Origin of the sequence: Faecalibacterium longum, assembly GCF_040094125.1 — a bacterium.
In the GTDB taxonomy this organism is placed as follows: domain Bacteria; phylum Bacillota; class Clostridia; order Oscillospirales; family Ruminococcaceae; genus Faecalibacterium; species Faecalibacterium longum.
In genome coordinates this window covers 1-17,108 of record NZ_JBBNIH010000134.1, presented here as the reverse complement: position 1 = coordinate 17,108, position 17,108 = coordinate 1, and the positions used below count along the sequence as shown (strand labels likewise).

14 protein-coding genes and 1 pseudogene are annotated in these 17,108 nt (G+C 60.3%); 9 read left to right on the top strand and 6 right to left on the bottom strand.

What is annotated here, in order from left to right; genetic code table 11:
• The first annotated feature begins 718 nt into the window (after nt 1-718).
• Entirely contained in the window at nt 719-2,008 is a 1,290-nt protein-coding gene (locus AAAU26_RS07315; protein WP_227618962.1) for an O-acetylhomoserine aminocarboxypropyltransferase/cysteine synthase family protein, read from the top strand.
• A gap of 229 nt (nt 2,009-2,237) precedes the next feature.
• Here the strand turns inward: AAAU26_RS07315 and AAAU26_RS07310 are convergent.
• A pseudogene (locus tag AAAU26_RS07310) lies at nt 2,238-2,390 on the bottom strand (TrpB-like pyridoxal phosphate-dependent enzyme); the annotation flags it as partial.
• A gap of 326 nt (nt 2,391-2,716) precedes the next feature.
• Between AAAU26_RS07310 and AAAU26_RS07305 the strand changes: the two are divergent.
• From AAAU26_RS07305 to AAAU26_RS07290, 4 genes are all read left to right on the top strand, one after another.
• Nucleotides 2,717-3,652: a ribonuclease Z gene (locus tag AAAU26_RS07305; RefSeq protein WP_227618963.1), complete on the top strand. Its 936-nt coding sequence runs from the start codon at nt 2,717-2,719 to the stop codon at nt 3,650-3,652.
• Entirely contained in the window at nt 3,649-4,860 is a 1,212-nt protein-coding gene (locus tag AAAU26_RS07300; RefSeq protein ID WP_227618964.1) for a CCA tRNA nucleotidyltransferase, read from the top strand. Before AAAU26_RS07305 ends, AAAU26_RS07300 begins: the two co-directional genes overlap by 4 nt.
• Nucleotides 4,861-4,926: 66 nt before the next feature.
• Nucleotides 4,927-6,039 carry a tRNA 2-thiouridine(34) synthase MnmA gene (gene mnmA, locus AAAU26_RS07295; protein ID WP_227618965.1) on the top strand — a complete coding sequence of 371 codons (1,113 nt, stop codon included), beginning with the start codon at nt 4,927-4,929 and terminating at the stop codon, nt 6,037-6,039.
• A gap of 46 nt (nt 6,040-6,085) precedes the next feature.
• Nucleotides 6,086-6,856, top strand: coding sequence for a tRNA threonylcarbamoyladenosine dehydratase (locus AAAU26_RS07290; protein ID WP_158388049.1), 771 nt, complete (start codon nt 6,086-6,088; stop codon nt 6,854-6,856).
• Nucleotides 6,857-6,921: 65 nt separating this feature from the next.
• Here the strand turns inward: AAAU26_RS07290 and AAAU26_RS07285 are convergent, their stop codons facing one another.
• The 5 genes from AAAU26_RS07285 to AAAU26_RS07265 form a co-directional block, all read right to left on the bottom strand.
• Nucleotides 6,922-7,116: a hypothetical protein gene (locus AAAU26_RS07285; protein WP_227618966.1), complete on the bottom strand. Its 195-nt coding sequence runs from the start codon at nt 7,114-7,116 to the stop codon at nt 6,922-6,924.
• A gap of 4 nt (nt 7,117-7,120) precedes the next feature.
• The gene (locus tag AAAU26_RS07280) at nt 7,121-8,143 is read right to left on the bottom strand and encodes a lysylphosphatidylglycerol synthase transmembrane domain-containing protein (protein ID WP_227618967.1); all 1,023 of its coding nucleotides are present in this window, start codon (nt 8,141-8,143) and stop codon (nt 7,121-7,123) included.
• Nucleotides 8,144-8,283: 140 nt separating this feature from the next.
• A complete protein-coding gene (locus AAAU26_RS07275) occupies nt 8,284-9,882 on the bottom strand; it encodes a glycosyltransferase (RefSeq protein ID WP_227618968.1) in 1,599 nt (532 codons plus the stop codon).
• Between the two features lie 25 nt (nt 9,883-9,907).
• Entirely contained in the window at nt 9,908-10,729 is an 822-nt protein-coding gene (locus tag AAAU26_RS07270; protein ID WP_217211336.1) for a hypothetical protein, read from the bottom strand.
• A gap of 113 nt (nt 10,730-10,842) precedes the next feature.
• The gene (locus AAAU26_RS07265; RefSeq protein ID WP_227618969.1) at nt 10,843-11,976 is read right to left on the bottom strand and encodes an acyltransferase family protein; all 1,134 of its coding nucleotides are present in this window, start codon (nt 11,974-11,976) and stop codon (nt 10,843-10,845) included.
• 439 nt (nt 11,977-12,415) lie between these two features.
• Between AAAU26_RS07265 and AAAU26_RS07260 the strand changes: the two genes are divergently transcribed.
• The 4 genes from AAAU26_RS07260 to AAAU26_RS07245 all read left to right on the top strand — a co-directional run bounded on the left by AAAU26_RS07260 (nt 12,416) and on the right by AAAU26_RS07245 (nt 17,043).
• Complete coding sequence (locus AAAU26_RS07260) at nt 12,416-13,897, top strand: AMP-binding protein (RefSeq protein ID WP_227618970.1); 1,482 nt, start codon at nt 12,416-12,418, stop codon at nt 13,895-13,897.
• Between the two features lie 138 nt (nt 13,898-14,035).
• Nucleotides 14,036-15,508, top strand: a complete 1,473-nt coding sequence (locus tag AAAU26_RS07255) for a class I adenylate-forming enzyme family protein (protein ID WP_227618971.1) — start codon at nt 14,036-14,038, stop codon at nt 15,506-15,508.
• Nucleotides 15,509-15,588: 80 nt separating this feature from the next.
• A complete protein-coding gene (locus tag AAAU26_RS07250; protein WP_158402670.1) occupies nt 15,589-15,834 on the top strand; it encodes an acyl carrier protein in 246 nt (81 codons plus the stop codon).
• A 3-nt stretch (nt 15,835-15,837) separates the two neighbouring features.
• Nucleotides 15,838-17,043: a hypothetical protein gene (locus AAAU26_RS07245; protein ID WP_227618972.1), complete on the top strand. Its 1,206-nt coding sequence runs from the start codon at nt 15,838-15,840 to the stop codon at nt 17,041-17,043.
• Nucleotides 17,044-17,108: the final 65 nt, after the last annotated feature.

Below are 17,108 nucleotides of genomic sequence, written 5' to 3'. Positions count from 1 at the left end.
GGGCGAGCAGCCCTTAACTCGTTGCGGGGAGAGTGGAGTCCAGAGGTAGGGAGGGGGGATTCGAAACACCCCTCCCTGCCTCTGGCCCGCGCGGAGCGCAAAGCCATTTGACCGAAAGAATAAAATCCGCCCCGCGCCGGCGCGCGCAGCCGCCACACCATTTTACGTCTTCACCCAAAATAAACGGAGGAACGAAAAGTGCTTTAGTTGCCTAAATTGCAACCTGATTGCAATTTAGGCGCAGGGAAGAGTATACACGGATTCTGCGTGAAATGCAAGACCAAAATGCAATCTTTTTGCATTTTTCTCAAAAGAATGACTCTTAAAAACTTTTTTGGAAGAAATTCGATTAAACCTATTGACAATATGGGTATGAGGGAATATAATGCGGACAACAAAACCACACGCCTTGTAGGTAAGTGGGAATTTCGGAAAGGAGGGTACTCAAATGACGCTGATTTGGAAAAGTCTTCTGCACGCCAACTTCCGCTGTGGGCGAATGTACAGCGCCCGGGCCGAGAAACAAACTCTGAGCCATAGCTGTACGGTGCCCTCTATGCCGCGAATGTGCGAGCGAATGTGACACCCGAGACAGACAAAAGGCTCTGAGCTGAGAACGATTTCTTTGCCCGGCAGACGAAAGGTGAAACTCCCCACGCTGCCGGGCATTTTTATGAGTGAAATAATACTTTGAGTACAGATAGAGAGGAAAAATACTATGTCTAACTATAAATTTGAGACCCTGCAGCTTCACGTTGGCCAGGAGCAGGCCGATCCCGCTACCGATTCCCGTGCTGTGCCTATCTACCAGACCACTTCCTATGTCTTCCGCAACAGCCAGCACGCCGCTGACCGCTTTGGTCTGGCCGACGCCGGCAACATCTATGGCCGTCTGACCAACTCCACCCAGGATGTGTTCGAGAAGCGCATTGCCGCTCTGGAAGGCGGCGTGGCTGCTCTGGCTACTGCTTCCGGTGCAGCTGCCATCACCTACACCATCGAGGCACTGGCTCAGGCCGGCGACCACATCGTAGCTCAGAAGACCATCTACGGCGGCAGCTACAACCTGCTGGAGCACACCCTGACCCAGTTCGGCGTCACCACCACCTTCGTGGACGCTCACGATCTGGAAGAGGTCGAGAACGCTATCCAGCCCAACACCAAGGCTGTCTACCTCGAGACTCTGGGCAACCCCAACAGTGATATTCCTGATATTGATGCCATCGCAGCCATCGCTCACAAGCATGGCCTGCCGCTGGTCATTGATAACACCTTCGGCACCCCGTACCTGATCCGTCCCATCGAGCATGGCGCTGACATCGTCGTCCACTCCGCTACCAAGTTCATCGGCGGCCACGGCACCACGCTGGGCGGCATCATCGTGGATAGCGGCAAGTTCGACTGGAAGGCCAGCGGCAAGTACGGCAACATCGCCGCCCCCAACCCCAGCTACCACGGCGTGTCCTTCGCTGACGCAGCCGGCCCCGCCGCTTTCGTCACCTACATCCGCGCCATCCTGCTGCGTGATACCGGCGCTACCATCTCTCCGTTCAACGCCTTCCTGCTGCTGCAGGGTACCGAGACCCTGAGTCTGCGCATTGAGCGCCATGTGGAGAACACCAAGAAGGTCGTCGAGTTTCTGGCCAACCATCCCCAGGTCGAGAAGGTCAACCATCCCTCTCTGCCGGATCACCCCGACCACGCCCTGTATGAGAAGTACTTCCCCAACGGCGGCGCTTCCATCTTCACCTTCAACATCAAGGGCGGCCGTGAGGAAGCATTCAAGTTCATCGACAACCTGAAGGTCTTCTCTCTGCTGGCAAATGTGGCCGACGTCAAGAGTCTGGTCATCCATCCGGCTTCCACCACTCACAGCCAGCTGACCGATGAGGAGCTGGCCGAGCAGCAGATCTACCAGAACACCATCCGCCTGTCCATCGGCACCGAGCACATCGACGACATCATCGCCGACCTCGAGGCAGGCTTCGCAGCCGTCCGCGGCGAGTGATTCTCCGGCAAACCTTCCGTCCCCCGGAAGCATAAAAACGCTATTCTCTCCTCTATTCTCCTGAATTGCATAATAGAAGCAACCAGCCGCCCTGTTACCTTGCAGGGCGGCTGGTTTGCTGTTTGCGGAATGACCGTCTGGCTCAGTGCTCTGCCGCCTCAAAGACGCTGGTCTGCTCCACGCTGGTGGCCTCCATCAGGCCGTCGTGGTAGAGCTGGCTGATGATGCAGGCCGTGGTGTCGTCCAGCTCATCGCAGAAAACGCCGCTCAGCTCCCTGACCGTCATGGGCTTGAGGGTGCCGGGGTTCAGCAGGGGAGCGGGCTTGCTTTTCATATCGGCCCGCACATTGTACCATGCGGTGGGCAGCTCCGATTCTTCCAGATAAAAGCGGAAAGCGAAGTCGTACTACTGCCTGAAACCTGTGCGAGAGGGATGAACACCAGCCTCCCCCGGGGGCTGTACGCCGCCCCGGCCACACAGCCGTAGAGAAAAAAGAGCATCACCGCCACTGCCGCCACCAGAAGCAGCAGCCCCCGGTGGTGGAACGACAAAATGCGATGCCTGGGCCGCTGACGCCGCATACAAGACCCCTCCTTTTGTGGTTTGGGCCATCTTATGCCTGTCAGGGTGCGGCTGTGCGATTGTGCCGGGCCGAAGAGTGTGGTACACTATAGCCATCGAGATTTTTTGTGATACGGAGAAACTTTATGCTGACCATTACACTGCTGGGTACAGCGGCCACCATGCCCCTGCCCGACCGCGCCCTCACGGCGGCGGTGGCCGAATGCGGAGGACACAGCCTCCTGTTCGACTGCGGCGAGGGGACCCAGACTGCCGCCCGCCGGGCCGGAGTCAACCTGATGAAGATGGACGCCGTCTGCCTGACCCATTACCACGGCGACCACATCTTCGGCCTGCCGGGGCTGCTGCAGACGCTGGGCTGTCAGGGCCGCACCCGCCCGCTGGCGCTGTACGGGCCGAAAGGGCTCGGCGAAGTCTGGGCGGCACTGCGGGTGCTGACGGGGCCTCTGCCGTACCCGGTTTATGCTGAGGTGCTGGACGCCCCGGCGGCGCTCTGCGAAAAATTCGGCGGCTGGCCCCAGAGCGCGAAACTCACGCCGGTGCCGACCCGCCACCGTGTCATCAGTCAGGGTTACCGACTCGATCTGCCCCGGGCCGGACGGTTCTCACCCGAACAGGCGCGGGCATTGGGCGTACCGGTAAAGCAGTGGAAGGCGCTCCAGCACGGCGAGAGTATCACGCTGGACGGTGGACGTGTCATCCGGCCGGAAGCCGTCCTCGGCCCGGCCCGGCAGGGGCTGAGCTTTGTTTTCTCGGGCGACACCGCCCCCTGTCCGGCATTGGAAAAGGCCGCAGCGGGTGCTGACCTTCTGCTCTGCGATTCCACCTATGCTCTGCCGGAGCAGGCCGCGCAGGCCAAACAGTACGGCCACAGCACCTTCGGGCAGAGCGCAGCCCTCGCCGCCAAAGCGGGCGCGAAGCGGCTCTGGCTCGTCCACTATTCGCCCATGATCACCGACCCGGAAGAAGAGCTGGCCCAGGCGCAGAGCCTCTTCCCGGCGGCAGAGTGCGGCTATGACGGCAAGAGCATCACCCTGCAATATGAGGAGGCCGAAGAATGAACATCGTCCTGGAACCCGGTGCCTCCGCTCTGCTGGACGCGCTGCACCGGGCAGGTTTTGCGGCCTACGCCGTGGGCGGCTGTGTCCGGGACAGTCTGCTGGGCCTTGCGCCCCACGACTGGGACCTCTGCACCGCCGCCCGCCCGGAGCAGGTGATGGAACTGTTCGGAGAAAAGCAGTGCATCCCCACCGGATTGCAGCATGGCACCGTGACCGTGAAGCGGGACGGCAAGCTCTACGAGATCACCACCTTCCGCACCGAGGGCAGTTATTCCGATGGCCGCCACCCCGACAGCGTGGCCTTTGTACCCGACGTCCGGGAGGACCTGGCCCGGCGGGACTTCACCATCAACGCCATGGCCTACAGCGCCGAAGAGGGCTTGTGCGACCCCTTTGGCGGGCAGGAAGATCTGGCCCGGGGCGTGGTGCGGGCCGTCGGTGAGCCGCTGCGCCGCTTTGAAGAAGACGCTCTGCGCATCCTGCGTCTCTACCGCTTTGCGGCCCGGTTCGGTTTTGTTATCGACGAGGCCACCGAAGCGGCGGCGAAGCAGCTGGCCGCCCACCTCGACTGCGTGTCGGTGGAGCGCATCGAAGAAGAGCTGAACAAGCTTCTGTCTGCCCCGAAGCCGGGGGCGTATCTGGAGCCGGAAGTGCTGGCCTTCGTCCTGCCGGAACTGCCGCCCGACGATCTGTCGGAAGCCCGTGAGATCATAGATGCCCTTCCGGCAGGAGCAGAGGAAGTGACCACTCGTTGGGCGGCGCTGCTTCTGCCGCTGGGGGAGGATGGAACACGAAAGGCGCTGAAACGCTTGAAATGCTCCAATGCTGTGATAGATGGAGTATCAACACTTGTGAAGGAGAAAGCTCCCTGCACTCCTACGCTGTCGCTTCAAGCCAAACGACTTCTTGGCAAATACGACCTCCACACTGTGCAGCAGTTGACTGCCCTTTGGAGCGCTCTTCAACCGGAAAGAAAAGATGAATTTACCGCCCTGCAAAAAGAGGCCGAGACGCTGACCGCCCAAAGCGCCTGCTGCCGCGTCTCCCAGCTGGCCGTGAATGGCCGCAATCTGATGGCGGCGGGCGTCGCGCCCGGGCCGGGCCTGCGCCGCGCACTGGAAGCGCTGCTGGAAGAGGTCATCACCGGGCGGCTGCCCAACGAAAAAGCGGAACTTCTGGCCTTTGCGGCCAAATTTTCTGCGTCTTGACAAGAGAAAGAAGCTGCGGTAGTATTATACTACTGTTTTAGTATGTTATAATAGAAGAGGAACAGAATGACAGAAACACAGAACACTTCCCGCCGCCCCGGGGCGCTCATCGCCATGAGCGGCGGTGTGGACAGCTCGGTGGCGGCATGGCTCATGCAGAGGGACGGTTTCGACTGCACCGGCGTCACCATGCGCCTCACCCGTAACGAGGCCGTGAACACCGAGGGCCTGCACACCTGCTGCTCGGAGCGGGACATTGAGGACGCCGCCGAGGTGGCCTATGCGATGGATATTCCCTACGAGGTGCTGGATTTTACGGCAGACTTTCAGGAAAAGATTATCGACAAATTCATCCGGGTCTACGAGGCCGGCGGTACGCCCAATCCCTGCATCGACTGCAACAGATATATGAAGTTCGATCACCTGCTTCGCTGGGCGGAAGCACACGGACTGGATTATGTGGTCACGGGCCATTATGCCCGGGTGGAGCAGGACGAGGCCACGGGCCGCTGGCTGCTCAAAAAGGGTCTGGACGAGAACAAAGACCAGAGCTATGTGCTCTACAACCTCACGCAGGAGCAGCTGGCTCATGTCCGCCTGCCGCTGGGTGGTCTGCACAAGAGCGAAGTGCGCGCCATCGCCGAGCAGCAGCACTTTGTGAACGCCCGCAAGCACGACAGTCAGGACATCTGCTTCGTGCCGGACGGCGACTACGCCCGCTTTATGGAGGATTTCACCGGCAAGCACTACCCGGCGGGCGATTTCCTCGACGTCGGCGGCAGAAAGGTAGGCACCCACAGCGGCGCTGTGCGGTACACCATCGGCCAGCGGAAGGGCCTGGGCCTCGCCATGGGCGCACCGGTCTACGTCTGCGCCAAGGATATGCAGGCCAACACTGTCACGGTCGGCCCGGAGTCGGAGCTGTTCGATACCATCGTCTATGCGAACGAAGTGAACTGGATCGCCATCCCGGAGCTGAAAGGCCCCCTGCGGGTGACGGCCCGCACCCGTTATCATCAGACCGAACAGCCTGCCACCGTCTACCCGGCAGGGCCGGACAGCTTCCGTCTGGAATTTGACCAGCCTCAGCGCGCCCCCACCCCGGGGCAGGCCGTCGTGCTGTATCAGGGCGATGTCGTCCTCGGAGGCGGCACCATTACACAGGTGGCGAAGGGATAAGGGCAAGCCCGTGAATGTAAAAAGCAGAACCTAAAGGAGAAATGATATGCAAGACCAGTATTCCCGCACCCAGCTGCTGCTGGGCGCGGAAGCAATGACCAAACTGCACGATTCCCGCGTAGCCGTGTTCGGCGTGGGCGGCGTGGGCGGCTACACCGTCGAGGCGCTGGCCCGCAGCGGTGTGGGGGCTCTCGACCTGATCGACGACGACAAAGTCTGCCTCACCAACCTGAACCGCCAGATCATCGCCACCCGCAAGACGGTGGGCAGGTTCAAGGTGGATGTGGCCGAAGAGCGTGTCCACGACATCGACCCCAACATCAAGGTCACCACCTACAAGACCTTCTTTGGCCCTGAGACGCAGGACAGCTTCGATTTCAGCCAGTTCGACTACGTGGTGGACGCCATCGACACTGTCACCGGTAAAATTGCGCTGGTCATGAAGTGCAAGGAGGCTGGTGTCCCCATCATCTGCTCCATGGGTGCAGGCAACAAGATGGACCCTACCCGCTTCGAGGTCACGGATATTTATAAGACTTCCGTCTGCCCGCTGGCCAAGGTCATGCGCACCGAGTGCCGCAAGCGCCGCATCAAGCACCTGAAAGTCGTTTACTCCAGGGAGCCTGTCATGACTCCCATCGAGGATGACTCCATCAGCTGCAAATACCACTGCATCTGCCCTCCGGGTACCCAGCGCAAGTGTACCATCCGCCGCTCTGTTCCCGGCTCGAACGCCTTTGTCCCGTCGGTCGTGGGCCTCATCATCGGCGGCGAGGTCGTGAAGGACCTCGTGGGCTTTGTCCCCATGAAGGGCTGAATTTGATAGAATAAGAAAACGGCAGGTTCAATGAACCTGCCGTTTTCTTTGTTATGAGCTGATTTTTACTGCTCAGGAGCAGCGAATGCGATGGGGGGAGCACCAGCAGCTGCGTCCACGCTCTTCAGAGAGATGGGAGTGGTTTCGTAGTGCAGGGTCTCGAAGCTCTGGGTGCTGCCGTCCTCGGTGGTGAACTCGAGAACATAGGTCATGTCGCCCTGCTTGTCGGCCTCGACATCGCGGGTGATGACGACATTCACAAAGTCATCCGCGGTTTAGCCGCCGCTGCGCCAGCGCAAAGCCGACGGCGCTTGCCGCAAAGACGGCGTAATAGCTGACCAGCCGGTAGAACATCAGCAGGCTCATGGACGAAGCATCGGGGAGGAAGCTGCTGTACACCAGCAGGAAGGCTGTCTCCACCGAACCCATGCCCGCCACGTTGGGCAGGGCGTTGGAGACAAAGAGGGTCAGCGACGTCAGGAGCTGCACCTGCCAGAAGGTGAGTCCGGTATCCAGCTCCATGAACCGCAGCCCCATCCACGGCAGGCAGAAGAGCAGGAACAGCTTTACGAGATGCACGCCCAGAATGGCGGCACAGCGGGGCTTGTCCGCCAGCAGATGGCGGCTCTCGGTGCTCAGGGTGTCCAGCTGCTTGAGCCAGCTTTCCCGGCGCTCGGCCCAGCGGCCCGTGTCGGGCAGAAAATGCAGCAGCCACCGGGCTAGACGCTGCACCACCGGCAGGGCGCAGAGGGCGATGAGCCCCACGATGACGCCCGCCACGACAGCGTAGGCCCCGGGCAGATACCGCAGTACGCCGTCGGAGTGGGCCGCCATCCAGGGGCGGCCCGCCAGAAGCAGCACGGTGGCGTAAAGCAGGACAGCAGTCTTGTGGAAGACGTATTGCAGGGTCATCAGCCCCACGCCGGGGCCGACGTCCAGCCCGCGCCGGTGGAGATACCACGTCTGAAACGGCACCGACCCTGCGCCGAGGCCCACCACATTGCCGAAGGTCCCCGTCCATGCATTGTCGATACCCTGCCGCAGCGGGAAATGGGACAGGCGGCTGCGGACGATGAGCCAGCTGGATACGCCCTCGAGAAGCGGGTAGCTCAGGCCCACGGCCAGTGCCAGAAGCCCCTGCCCGAGGGTGAGCCGGCTCAGCGCCTCGGAGATCTCGGCCCAGTGCTCCCGGAAGATGAACACCACGATGCCGGTCAGCAGGGCCAGAACGCCCAGCGAGAGCAGGGTCTTTCGGCGCGAAGGGGCGGGGGAGGCGGACGAACTCATGCGGGGACTCCTTTCAAATTTCAACAAAAAACGGACTGGGATAAACTCTTAGGAGAGTATATCACAGTCCGGAGGGGTGTTTGTGAACAACTGCCAAATTTTTTGCCTCAGTTTCGGCAGAGTGATAAAGAACGGGGAGCTTATTCGCCGGTGAGCTCCTTTACAGCCTGTTGTAAACTGTCGGAAAACGCCTGCTTGGAGTAATGGCTCTCGTAAAGCTCACGGCAGGCGGGGCGCATGGCAGCCAGCTTTTCCGGGTGCTCGATGGCCCAGGCCAGCCGCTCGGCCAGCTTTTCGGGGTCGTCGTCCTCGTAGACGAAACCGTCCACGCCCTCGGTGATGAGCCCGGCGGTGCCGGTGTGCTCCGACACGATGGCGGGCTTGCCAAAGATGAGGCCCTCAGTGACGAAAGTAGGCATGGGGTCGTCGCGGGAGGCGCAGACGAGGCAGGTACACTGGGCCATCAGGCTCTTGATCTCGTCGCGGGTGAGCCGCTTGACATAAAAGACGTTGTCGGGGCAGTCAGCGGTCAAGCTCCGCACGGCGTCCATCATCTCAGCCTCTGCGGCCTTGCCCACGAAGAGGAAGGATGCCTTCTTCATGGTCTCAGGCGGCAGCAGCCGGATGGCCTTGCAGAAGATGTCCTGACCTTTCCGGTTCTCGAAGGAACCCACGGTGGCGAACAGAGGCCGCCCGCCCGCATAGCTCAAATCGTAGTGGGAGAACTTCTCGGCGGCGTAGTCCGGCAGGCCGTAGATGAGGGGCCGGATGTTGAACTCCGGCCGCACCGAGTGCATGGCGTTGGCGGCGTGGCTGCCGACGGAGTAGAGCCGGATATTTTCGCCCAGCTCTCTGGGGATCTGGTGGGCGATGTGGGGGTAGCCTGCAAAGGCATCGTGGAGCCACCAGAGCACCGGCACACGCGCACCGCTCAGGGCGCGGACGGCCCGGGCCTCCACGACGGTGTTGGCCAGAACGAGGTCGGCGCAGAGGGCCAGCCCCCAGAGCAGGGGAGACTGGACACAGCCCTTGCGGGTGATGACGGTAGCTCCCGCCTCGAGGAAGAGCGGCATGGAGCCGCCGTCCTCAGGGCCGAGGACGACCACTTCGTAGCCCATGCTGCGCAGCACCGGCACGGCGCTCACCAGCACGATGGGCGCACCGGTCATGTCTAGCAGGTGGCTCATGATAAAGACGCGCTTCCCCTTTACAGACCAGACGTCTTCGGCGCAGATGTCCCGCTCATAGTGGGCCAGCGCCAGCGGGAGGCAGACGTGGCTGCGGCTGAGCTTCGCCGCCAGCGTCAGCAGTTCGACGGGATTTTCCGGGTCGCGGGCTTCCGCCTGACAGCGGCGCAGCAGCTCCCGGGAGACGAGTGCGCAGCCCGGGCAGGCTGCAAAGCCCTGACTGTGGTAGAGGGTGGTGACGCCTGAGTAGCCGAAGACGGCGTCGCTGGTGACGTAGTCTGCGCCGCTGTGCAGTGCGTCCGCAAAGCAGGAAAGGGCCGTGGACATCAGGAAAAGGTCTTCCCTGACCAGAAGCACACCGGCGGCGCTGCCGAGGGCTTCGGGGCGGAGGCTGTCCGTCAATAAAAATTTGCGGTGGAGCTGGTCCTGCAGGGAAGCTTTCAGGGCGGCGTTCCGCCCCGGCGCATAGACGCCGAGAAAAACTTCCTGGGTATCGAGATATTCCTGTTTGGCGAGCTGAGCCCGCTGCAGAGTGGTATAACTGCTGTACATCGTATCCTCCTCTCCGCAGGCAGGCTCAATGGCTGCGATGGAACAGCCCCAGCAGGCGGCGCAGGGGCAGCGTGAGTTTCCAGCTGCTGGAAGAGAGGATGTTTTCCAGCGAGCTCTCGTAGGCTTTGCTCCGGGCGCTCAGCTCGGCGTTGGCCTGATGCAGCTCGGAGAGATTCTTCTGCAGGGCCTCGATGGTCTGCTTCTGGTCAGCCGTAGTTTTTTCCAGCTGGTCGAGGTGCTTCTGCTCGCAGACGCGGGTCTTCTGGAAATACTGTACGCCCTCGAGAACGGCGGCGAACAATGGGTCGTCAGCCAGCGGCTCCAGCGGGAAGTAGCAGTAGCTCACGCCCAGCTTCATCCCGGCGGGGAAACGGTTCAGACCTTCCAGCATGAAATTCGGGTCGTTGTTGAGGAACAGGATGCCGTCGCCGTGGAGCGGCACACCGTTCACCGGGCGGCAGAGGATGCGGTCATCCGAGAAGACGAAATCGGTGATGCAGCAAGGCAGTTCACCGGGGTCGAGACGGAGATTGAACGCGGCCTCCGGCAGCTCGAAGGTCGCTGTCACCATGCCGTTCAGCTCGTCGTATTCGTAGTCCGGGGCCTTGACGGTGTCTTTCTGGGAAAAGCCGAACCCGGCATCATAGTAAAGCAGCGGCTGCACCAGAGCAGGCGAGTCGGTCTGCCTCTCTCTCTGGGGGTGGGCAGCATAGAAGGTCTGCAGCTGCTTTTCCAGCTCAAGGCAGCGCTGGGCCAGCCGCGAAGTGCCTTCGTCTGCAAGTTTGAGCTGTTGTTCAAGGTCCGCAATGCGGCTGCGCAGAGCCGCTTCAGGAGTTTCATTCATCATTACCGGGGCCTCCTCCAATTTATCGCAAGGCGTACAACCCGCGCTGCAAGCCCATGCATCAAAAGTAACTATAGTCTACCCTCAAAATGGCTGGATACCAAAGCGCAGGAATTTCAGTGTTTTGCCGCATAGCGGCGGGTCTTGCTCCGCTGCCGGGGCTTGTCCGCAGGCTTTCCACCCCGAAGCTTCCGGCCAAGCTCTTTGCGGCGCATCAGAAGTTCGGTGACGGCGAAGATGGACACAAGCGAGAACACGAACTGCAGCAGCATCCCCTGCACCGGATGGTCAGCATACTTTGCAGCCATCAGATACCACGGGATGGCCGTCAGCTCCACAGTGTGGATGCAGAAGATGAAGAGCGAGCGCCGGCCCACCCACTCGATGGCATGGGAGATGGGGCCGTCCACTCGGCGCTGCCATTTCAAAAAGAGCCGGATGATGCCGTAGCCCACTGCGCCATCCAGCAGGATGCTCAGCGGCCCCATCGTCCACTCACCCAGCGAAACGCAGTCGGTGCTCTGGGTCAGCAAAACGCCCGCGACGACGCCCAGCGCAGCCGCGATGAGTCCGGCTTTGGCTCTGCCGGAGAGGGGAGTTTCGAAAAGGCGGCGCTTCTTGGCCAGATAGCCGATGTAAAGGTAGGGCAGCGACACCATGCCCTGTGCGATGCAGAAAGGAGCCTCCCACACCAGCGTGACGCCCCAGCCAAGCAGGGTGACGCCGACGACTGCGGGGGTTATGTACCGCTCGGGGAAAATCTCGAGCAGCACGTCCAGCAGCACCCACGCCAGCATCAGAGCCACTAAGTACCACATGGGTCCGCAGGAGAAAAACTGCTGCCCGAAGTAAGTGGCCGTGTGGGGCAGACCTAACAGGAAACCGCCTAAGACCTTGGCCGATTCTGAGATGGCAGCATCCCACGAGCCGAAAGCTGCATGGTGAATGAAAGCGTGGAGCACCGTGGTGGCCAGTGCAGTATAAACGTAAGGCTTGAGCAGGGTCTTGAGCTGCTGCTCGATGCATTTGTGGATGGAGCGCTTGCGGAAGCCGTAGCCGCTGGCAATAAAAAAGGCGGCCATCAGCGCTTCGCGGTAAGCGAACAGCGCGAACGCGAAAGGGGTGACGTCGTTGGCGCCGAGGGGGTAAAGCTCTGCCGTGTGGGCAAAGACGATGGCCAGCATTCCGATGCCTTTCAGCAGGTCGAACATGCCAAGGCTGCTTACAGTGCGGGGCTTGGTGCCTTCCATGAAAAGGGTCCTCCTTGTGCGCCATTCGTCCCGGAGGCCCCGGAAGGCCGTGTTTTAGGCGCGATAAATAAAAATATGAAGCTCAGCGGGGAGCTTTTTTGCCAAATGATATAAACAGTATAATGCTTTTTGGGCTTGCTGTCAATTTGATAAGGACTCGACCTCCGGGTGAAGTTTCGTCCTGACGAAAAAAGTGTATCACAGCTTTTCGCACATCGCAACAAAAGGAAAGAATTACATCTGCCTGCACAAGTTAAATGCAAGCTCAAGTTGCATATTTGTGCAATTAAATCTTGCGTTTACGCTCTGCTTGCGGTATACTGTTGCCATGAGGAGCCGTGCCAAAGTTTTCCTCGAACTGCCAGAGATTCGGAATGCCTCTGGAAGGTGAATGAAAAAAGTGCTGAGCTGAAAATTTGACAAAAAAGGAGAAAGACCGATGGCTGAATACATCAAAGTACCCGCAGGCGTATACGACATGGTGACCCGCTGCATGGAGCAGGAGTTTCCTGATCATGTGGCCATCCGCTATGTGGCCGAGGACGGCAAGACCGTCGTGGAGAAGAAGTATCGCGAGTATGCGCAGGACATCCGCCGGATGACGGCCTATCTCAAGGCCGAAGTGCCGGACATCAAGGGCCAGCGCATCGTTCTGCTGAGCCGGAACTGCTATGAATTCTGCGTGGCGTCCTACGGCATCATCCTCGCCGGCGGCGTTCTCGTGACCCTGAACCAGAAAAAGACCTGGGAGGAGCTGGAATATGAGCTGGGCCTCGTGGAGCCTGCCCTCATCCTGAACGACGGCATCGACTACGGCTGCCGCGCCGAGCTGGAAGCCGCCTACGGCCCGAAGCTCCGCTCCATGGACTGTTATAAAGAGACTGCCCCCGGCGAGCTGACCAACTGCGTGGGCCATGATGATTTGATGATGCTGATGTTCACCTCCGGCACCACCGGACGCAGCAAGGGCGTCATGCTCTCGGAGCGGAATATGTGCGCCAGCCTGCACACCTATTCGGAGGTGGCAGAGAACTGGATCACCAACCGCCTCCCGGCAGGCCAGAAGCTGCCGCTGAGCCATATGACCCTGCTGCCCCTCTTCCACATGGCCTGCTTCGTCTGCGTTATGTCCTACCCGCCTGCCGGATGGGCTCTGAACCTCTGCGGCGACATCCGCGACTTCTACCGCGACCTGGGCCTGATGCACAGCGACGTCATGGCCTCGGCCCCCATGCTGGTGGAGACCATCTACAACGACATGAAGCGTGGCCGCGTCAGCCGTCTGAACGGCCTGTGGGACCTGTGCTGCTCTTCCGCTGCCCTCGACCCCAAGATGCTGCTGGAGCTGGCCCAGAACGGCTTTGTCGTCAACCAGTGCTACGGTATGACCGAGACCTTCGGCGACGGCATCCTGAACTTTACGCAGGTCGAAAAGCACATGAGTGCCGTGGGCAAGCCCGACGACCACGTTCAGTATAAGCTGGACGAGACCGGAGAAATTTGCATCAAGGGCGACTGCGTGATGCTGGGCTACTACAAGGACCCCGAGGCCACGGCAGAGGTCATCGACGCCGACGGCTGGTTCCACACCGGCGACCTGGCCCGGATGGATGAGGAAGGCTTCTATTACATCACCGGCCGCAAGAAGAACCTTATCATCCTCGCCAGCGGCGAGAACGTCAGCCCCGAAGAGCTGGAAAAGAAGCTGGCCCTCTGCCCGGCCATCACCGAGTGCATCGTGAAGGAGAAGGACCAGAAAATTTGTGCCGTCATTTACTGCCCTGAGGATAAGCAGGAAGAGGTCAGAGCCTTCGTCATCGAGGTGAACCGCAGCCTGCCGCTGTATAAGCGCATCAGTGCCGTGGAGTTCACCGTTGAGCCCCTGCCCCGCAACGCTCTGGGGAAACTGCTGCGCAAGTAACAAGTAAGAAGAAACAGTGAAAAGGATACGCCGCGTAGTTGCATTTCTCTGCCGAAACAGGTATTATTACTCTGAGGCAGAATATGTCAAATGCCGGCGTTTCGCTGCAATAAAGAAAAACAGCAAGGAGCGACAAAAATGATAAATACTGTATATGAGCTCATCACGGACGTCATGGCGAAGCAGTACCCCGACCGGGTGGCTTTCCGCTATGTGGCCGCCGATGGCAAGACTGTGGTGGAAAAGACCTACGCCCAGTATGTGCAGGACATCCGCAGGGCCGTTACTTATTTTAAGGAGAATATCCCCGACATCAAGGGCAAGCGTGTCGGCATCATGAGCCGCAACTGCTATGAGTACGGTGTCAACAGCTTCGGCGCTATCCTCGCCGGGGCCGTCGTCGTGACCATCAACCAGAAAAAGACCTGGCCCGAGCTGGAATATGAGCTGGGCCTTGCCGAGCCTTCCCTCATCGTCAACGACGGCATCGACTATGGCTGCCGCCCCGACATCGAGGCCGCCTACGGCGATAAACTCCGCCCGATGGACGCCTTCAAGGACAGCGCGCCTGCAGAGCTTGTTGACTGCGTGGGCCATGATGATTTGATGGTGCTGATGTTCACTTCCGGCACCACCGGCCGCAGCAAGGCCGTCATGCTCTCGGAGCACAACTTTTTTACCACTGTGGAGTGCCAGGTCAAATTCGGCGACGCCATGCTGGACTATAAGCACGAGCATATGCCCGAGGACAAAGACGACGTCCTGAGCAACTTCGCCATCCTGCCCCTGTTCCATCTGGGTACGTTCATCTGCCTCTTCGTTTGGGCCTGCAAGGGCTGGGCGCTGAACCTCTCCGCCGACATCCGCGACTTCTACCGCGACCTCGGCCTGATGCACAGCGATGCCATCGCTGTGGCTCCCATGTTGATGGAGGCCATCTATAAAGACGTCAAGCGGGGCCGCCGCGCCCGCCTGAACGGCGTCTGGAACCCCTGCGGCTCCTCTGCCATGTTTGACGGCGCCATGCTGGCCGAGCTGGCACAGCAGGGCATGATGATCACTCAGGTGTACGGCATGACCGAGACCTGCGGCGACGGCATCATTAACTACGAGCAGGACGAAAAGCACATCCGCGCCGTGGGCAAGCCCGACGACCACGCCGAGTACAAGCTGGACGAGACGGGCGAAATTTGCATCCGCGGCGGCTGCGTCATGCTGGGCTATTACAAAGACCCCGAGGCCACCGCAGAAGTCCTCGACGCCGACGGCTGGTTCCACACCGGAGACCTGGCCCGTGTGGACGAGGACGGCTTCTATTACATCACCGGACGCAAGAAGAATATCATCATCCTCGACAACGGTGAGAACGTCAGCCCCGAAGAACTGGAAAATCTGCTGTCCAAGTGCGAGGCCGTCAAGGAATGCATCGTCAGGGAGAAGGGCAAGAAAATCTGTGCCGTCATCTACTGCGGCGAGGCCGACCAGCAGACCGTCCGCGACTTCATCACTGAGACCAACCGCACCCTGCCGCTCTACAAGCGGATGAGCGCCGTGGAGTTCAGCACTGAGCCTCTGCCCCGCACCGGCACCGGCAAGCTGCTGCGCAAGTAAGAATAAACCGGGCAGGCTGCGGAATACTGGAAAAGAGCCGCAGCCGCCTTTAATGGAATTACGAAAGGAAGATTCAAACTATGGAAAGAACCGAGATCGTGTCCCAGATCCTTGCAATTCTGGAAGATGTTGCAGAAATTTCCCCCGATGATGTCAACGAGAACAGCGTCTTGATGGACGATCTGGACCTGTCGTCCATGGAGATCCTGACCGTCGTCGCCGACCTGGAGGAGACTTTCGGCCTGCGCATCCCCGAAAAGGAGCTGCGCAACTTCGTCACCGTCAGCGATTTGGCCGACTATCTGGCCGCACACGCGGGGGAATAAGGAATGGATGCCGAACAGCGCTCTGTTTTTCAGGGTATCGTTTACTATTACCGCGAAAACATGGTCAACTGCCGCTATCAGGTCACGCTGAAAGATGCCGTGGACGGTGCGCTTTTGCAGCAGGCTCTGGATGCGGCCCGGGCAAAGGCTCCCTACTATTTCCAGAAGCCGGTGTGGGAGAAAAAGCTGCTCCACCTCGAGCCGTCGGACGCCCCCTGTCTGGTGCGGCAGGGCAGCGCAAAGCCCGAATTTCCGGACGAGAACGGCTTTACTGTTGCCCTGAGCTATGAGGGGAAAGTCGTCTACTTTGACTGGTTCCACTTCCTGACCGATGGCCGGGGCATAGCACCCTTCATGACCATGGTGCTGCAGTTCTACTGCAACCTGCGGTACGGCACGGCTTTCGAGGGCCAGACCCTTGAGACGGACCCTGCCTACGACATCGAGGACATCCTTGCAAAGTACCCCGAGAGTCAGGTGGCCAACGATATGCAGCGCCCCGTGGTGCAGACCTTTGAAGAGACGCCCACCTGCTGCCGCATCCGGCTGGAAAAGGCGGGGCTTGTGGACGCCGCCCTCCGCTGCGGCGTCAAGCCTTTCAGTACCCTCACGGCCCTGCTCTGTAAGGCGGTGCGGGCGTATCTGGACAAGGACGAGGTGCTCTACAGCTACTCGACAGACGCCCGCGACGCGCTGGGCGCGCCGAACGCCCTCTACAACTGCGTGGCCTCCTTCCAGCGCAAGCTGCCGCTGACGGCAGATGCCCCGCTGGCCGAAGTGGCCGTGGGCGTGGACGCTGACCTGAAAGAGAACCTTTCCGCTGAGCGAAAACTGTTCCGTATTGCGGAGCAGATGGGCTGGGTCTACCGGGTCTACCAGCAGAAAGCCAGCCTCAGCATCAAAAAGCGCATCTTCCAGATGGGCGAGTACATCAGCGGCTTCCCGGCGGACTTCTGGGTGAGCTATCTGGGCGACCCCTTCGCCCCGTCCAGCCCGGAACTGACCCGGTACATCGAGGACTTCCAGACCTGGGTGCCGGCGGACGGCGCTTCCATCGGTCTGGAATGCACCAGCCTGCATGGCATCATCACCCTCTGCGTCAAGAACAAGGTGCCGCGCCCCGGCTTTGCCGAGGCTCTGCGCGCCGCGTTCGAGGCCGAAGGCATCAAGGTGCTGGAAGCCGCAGAGCTGGGCGCAGACAATACATAAGATCAAACCTCTCCGTCACGCCGGCGGCGTGCCGGAGCGGAGCTCGGAAGAGCACCCGTCTGAGC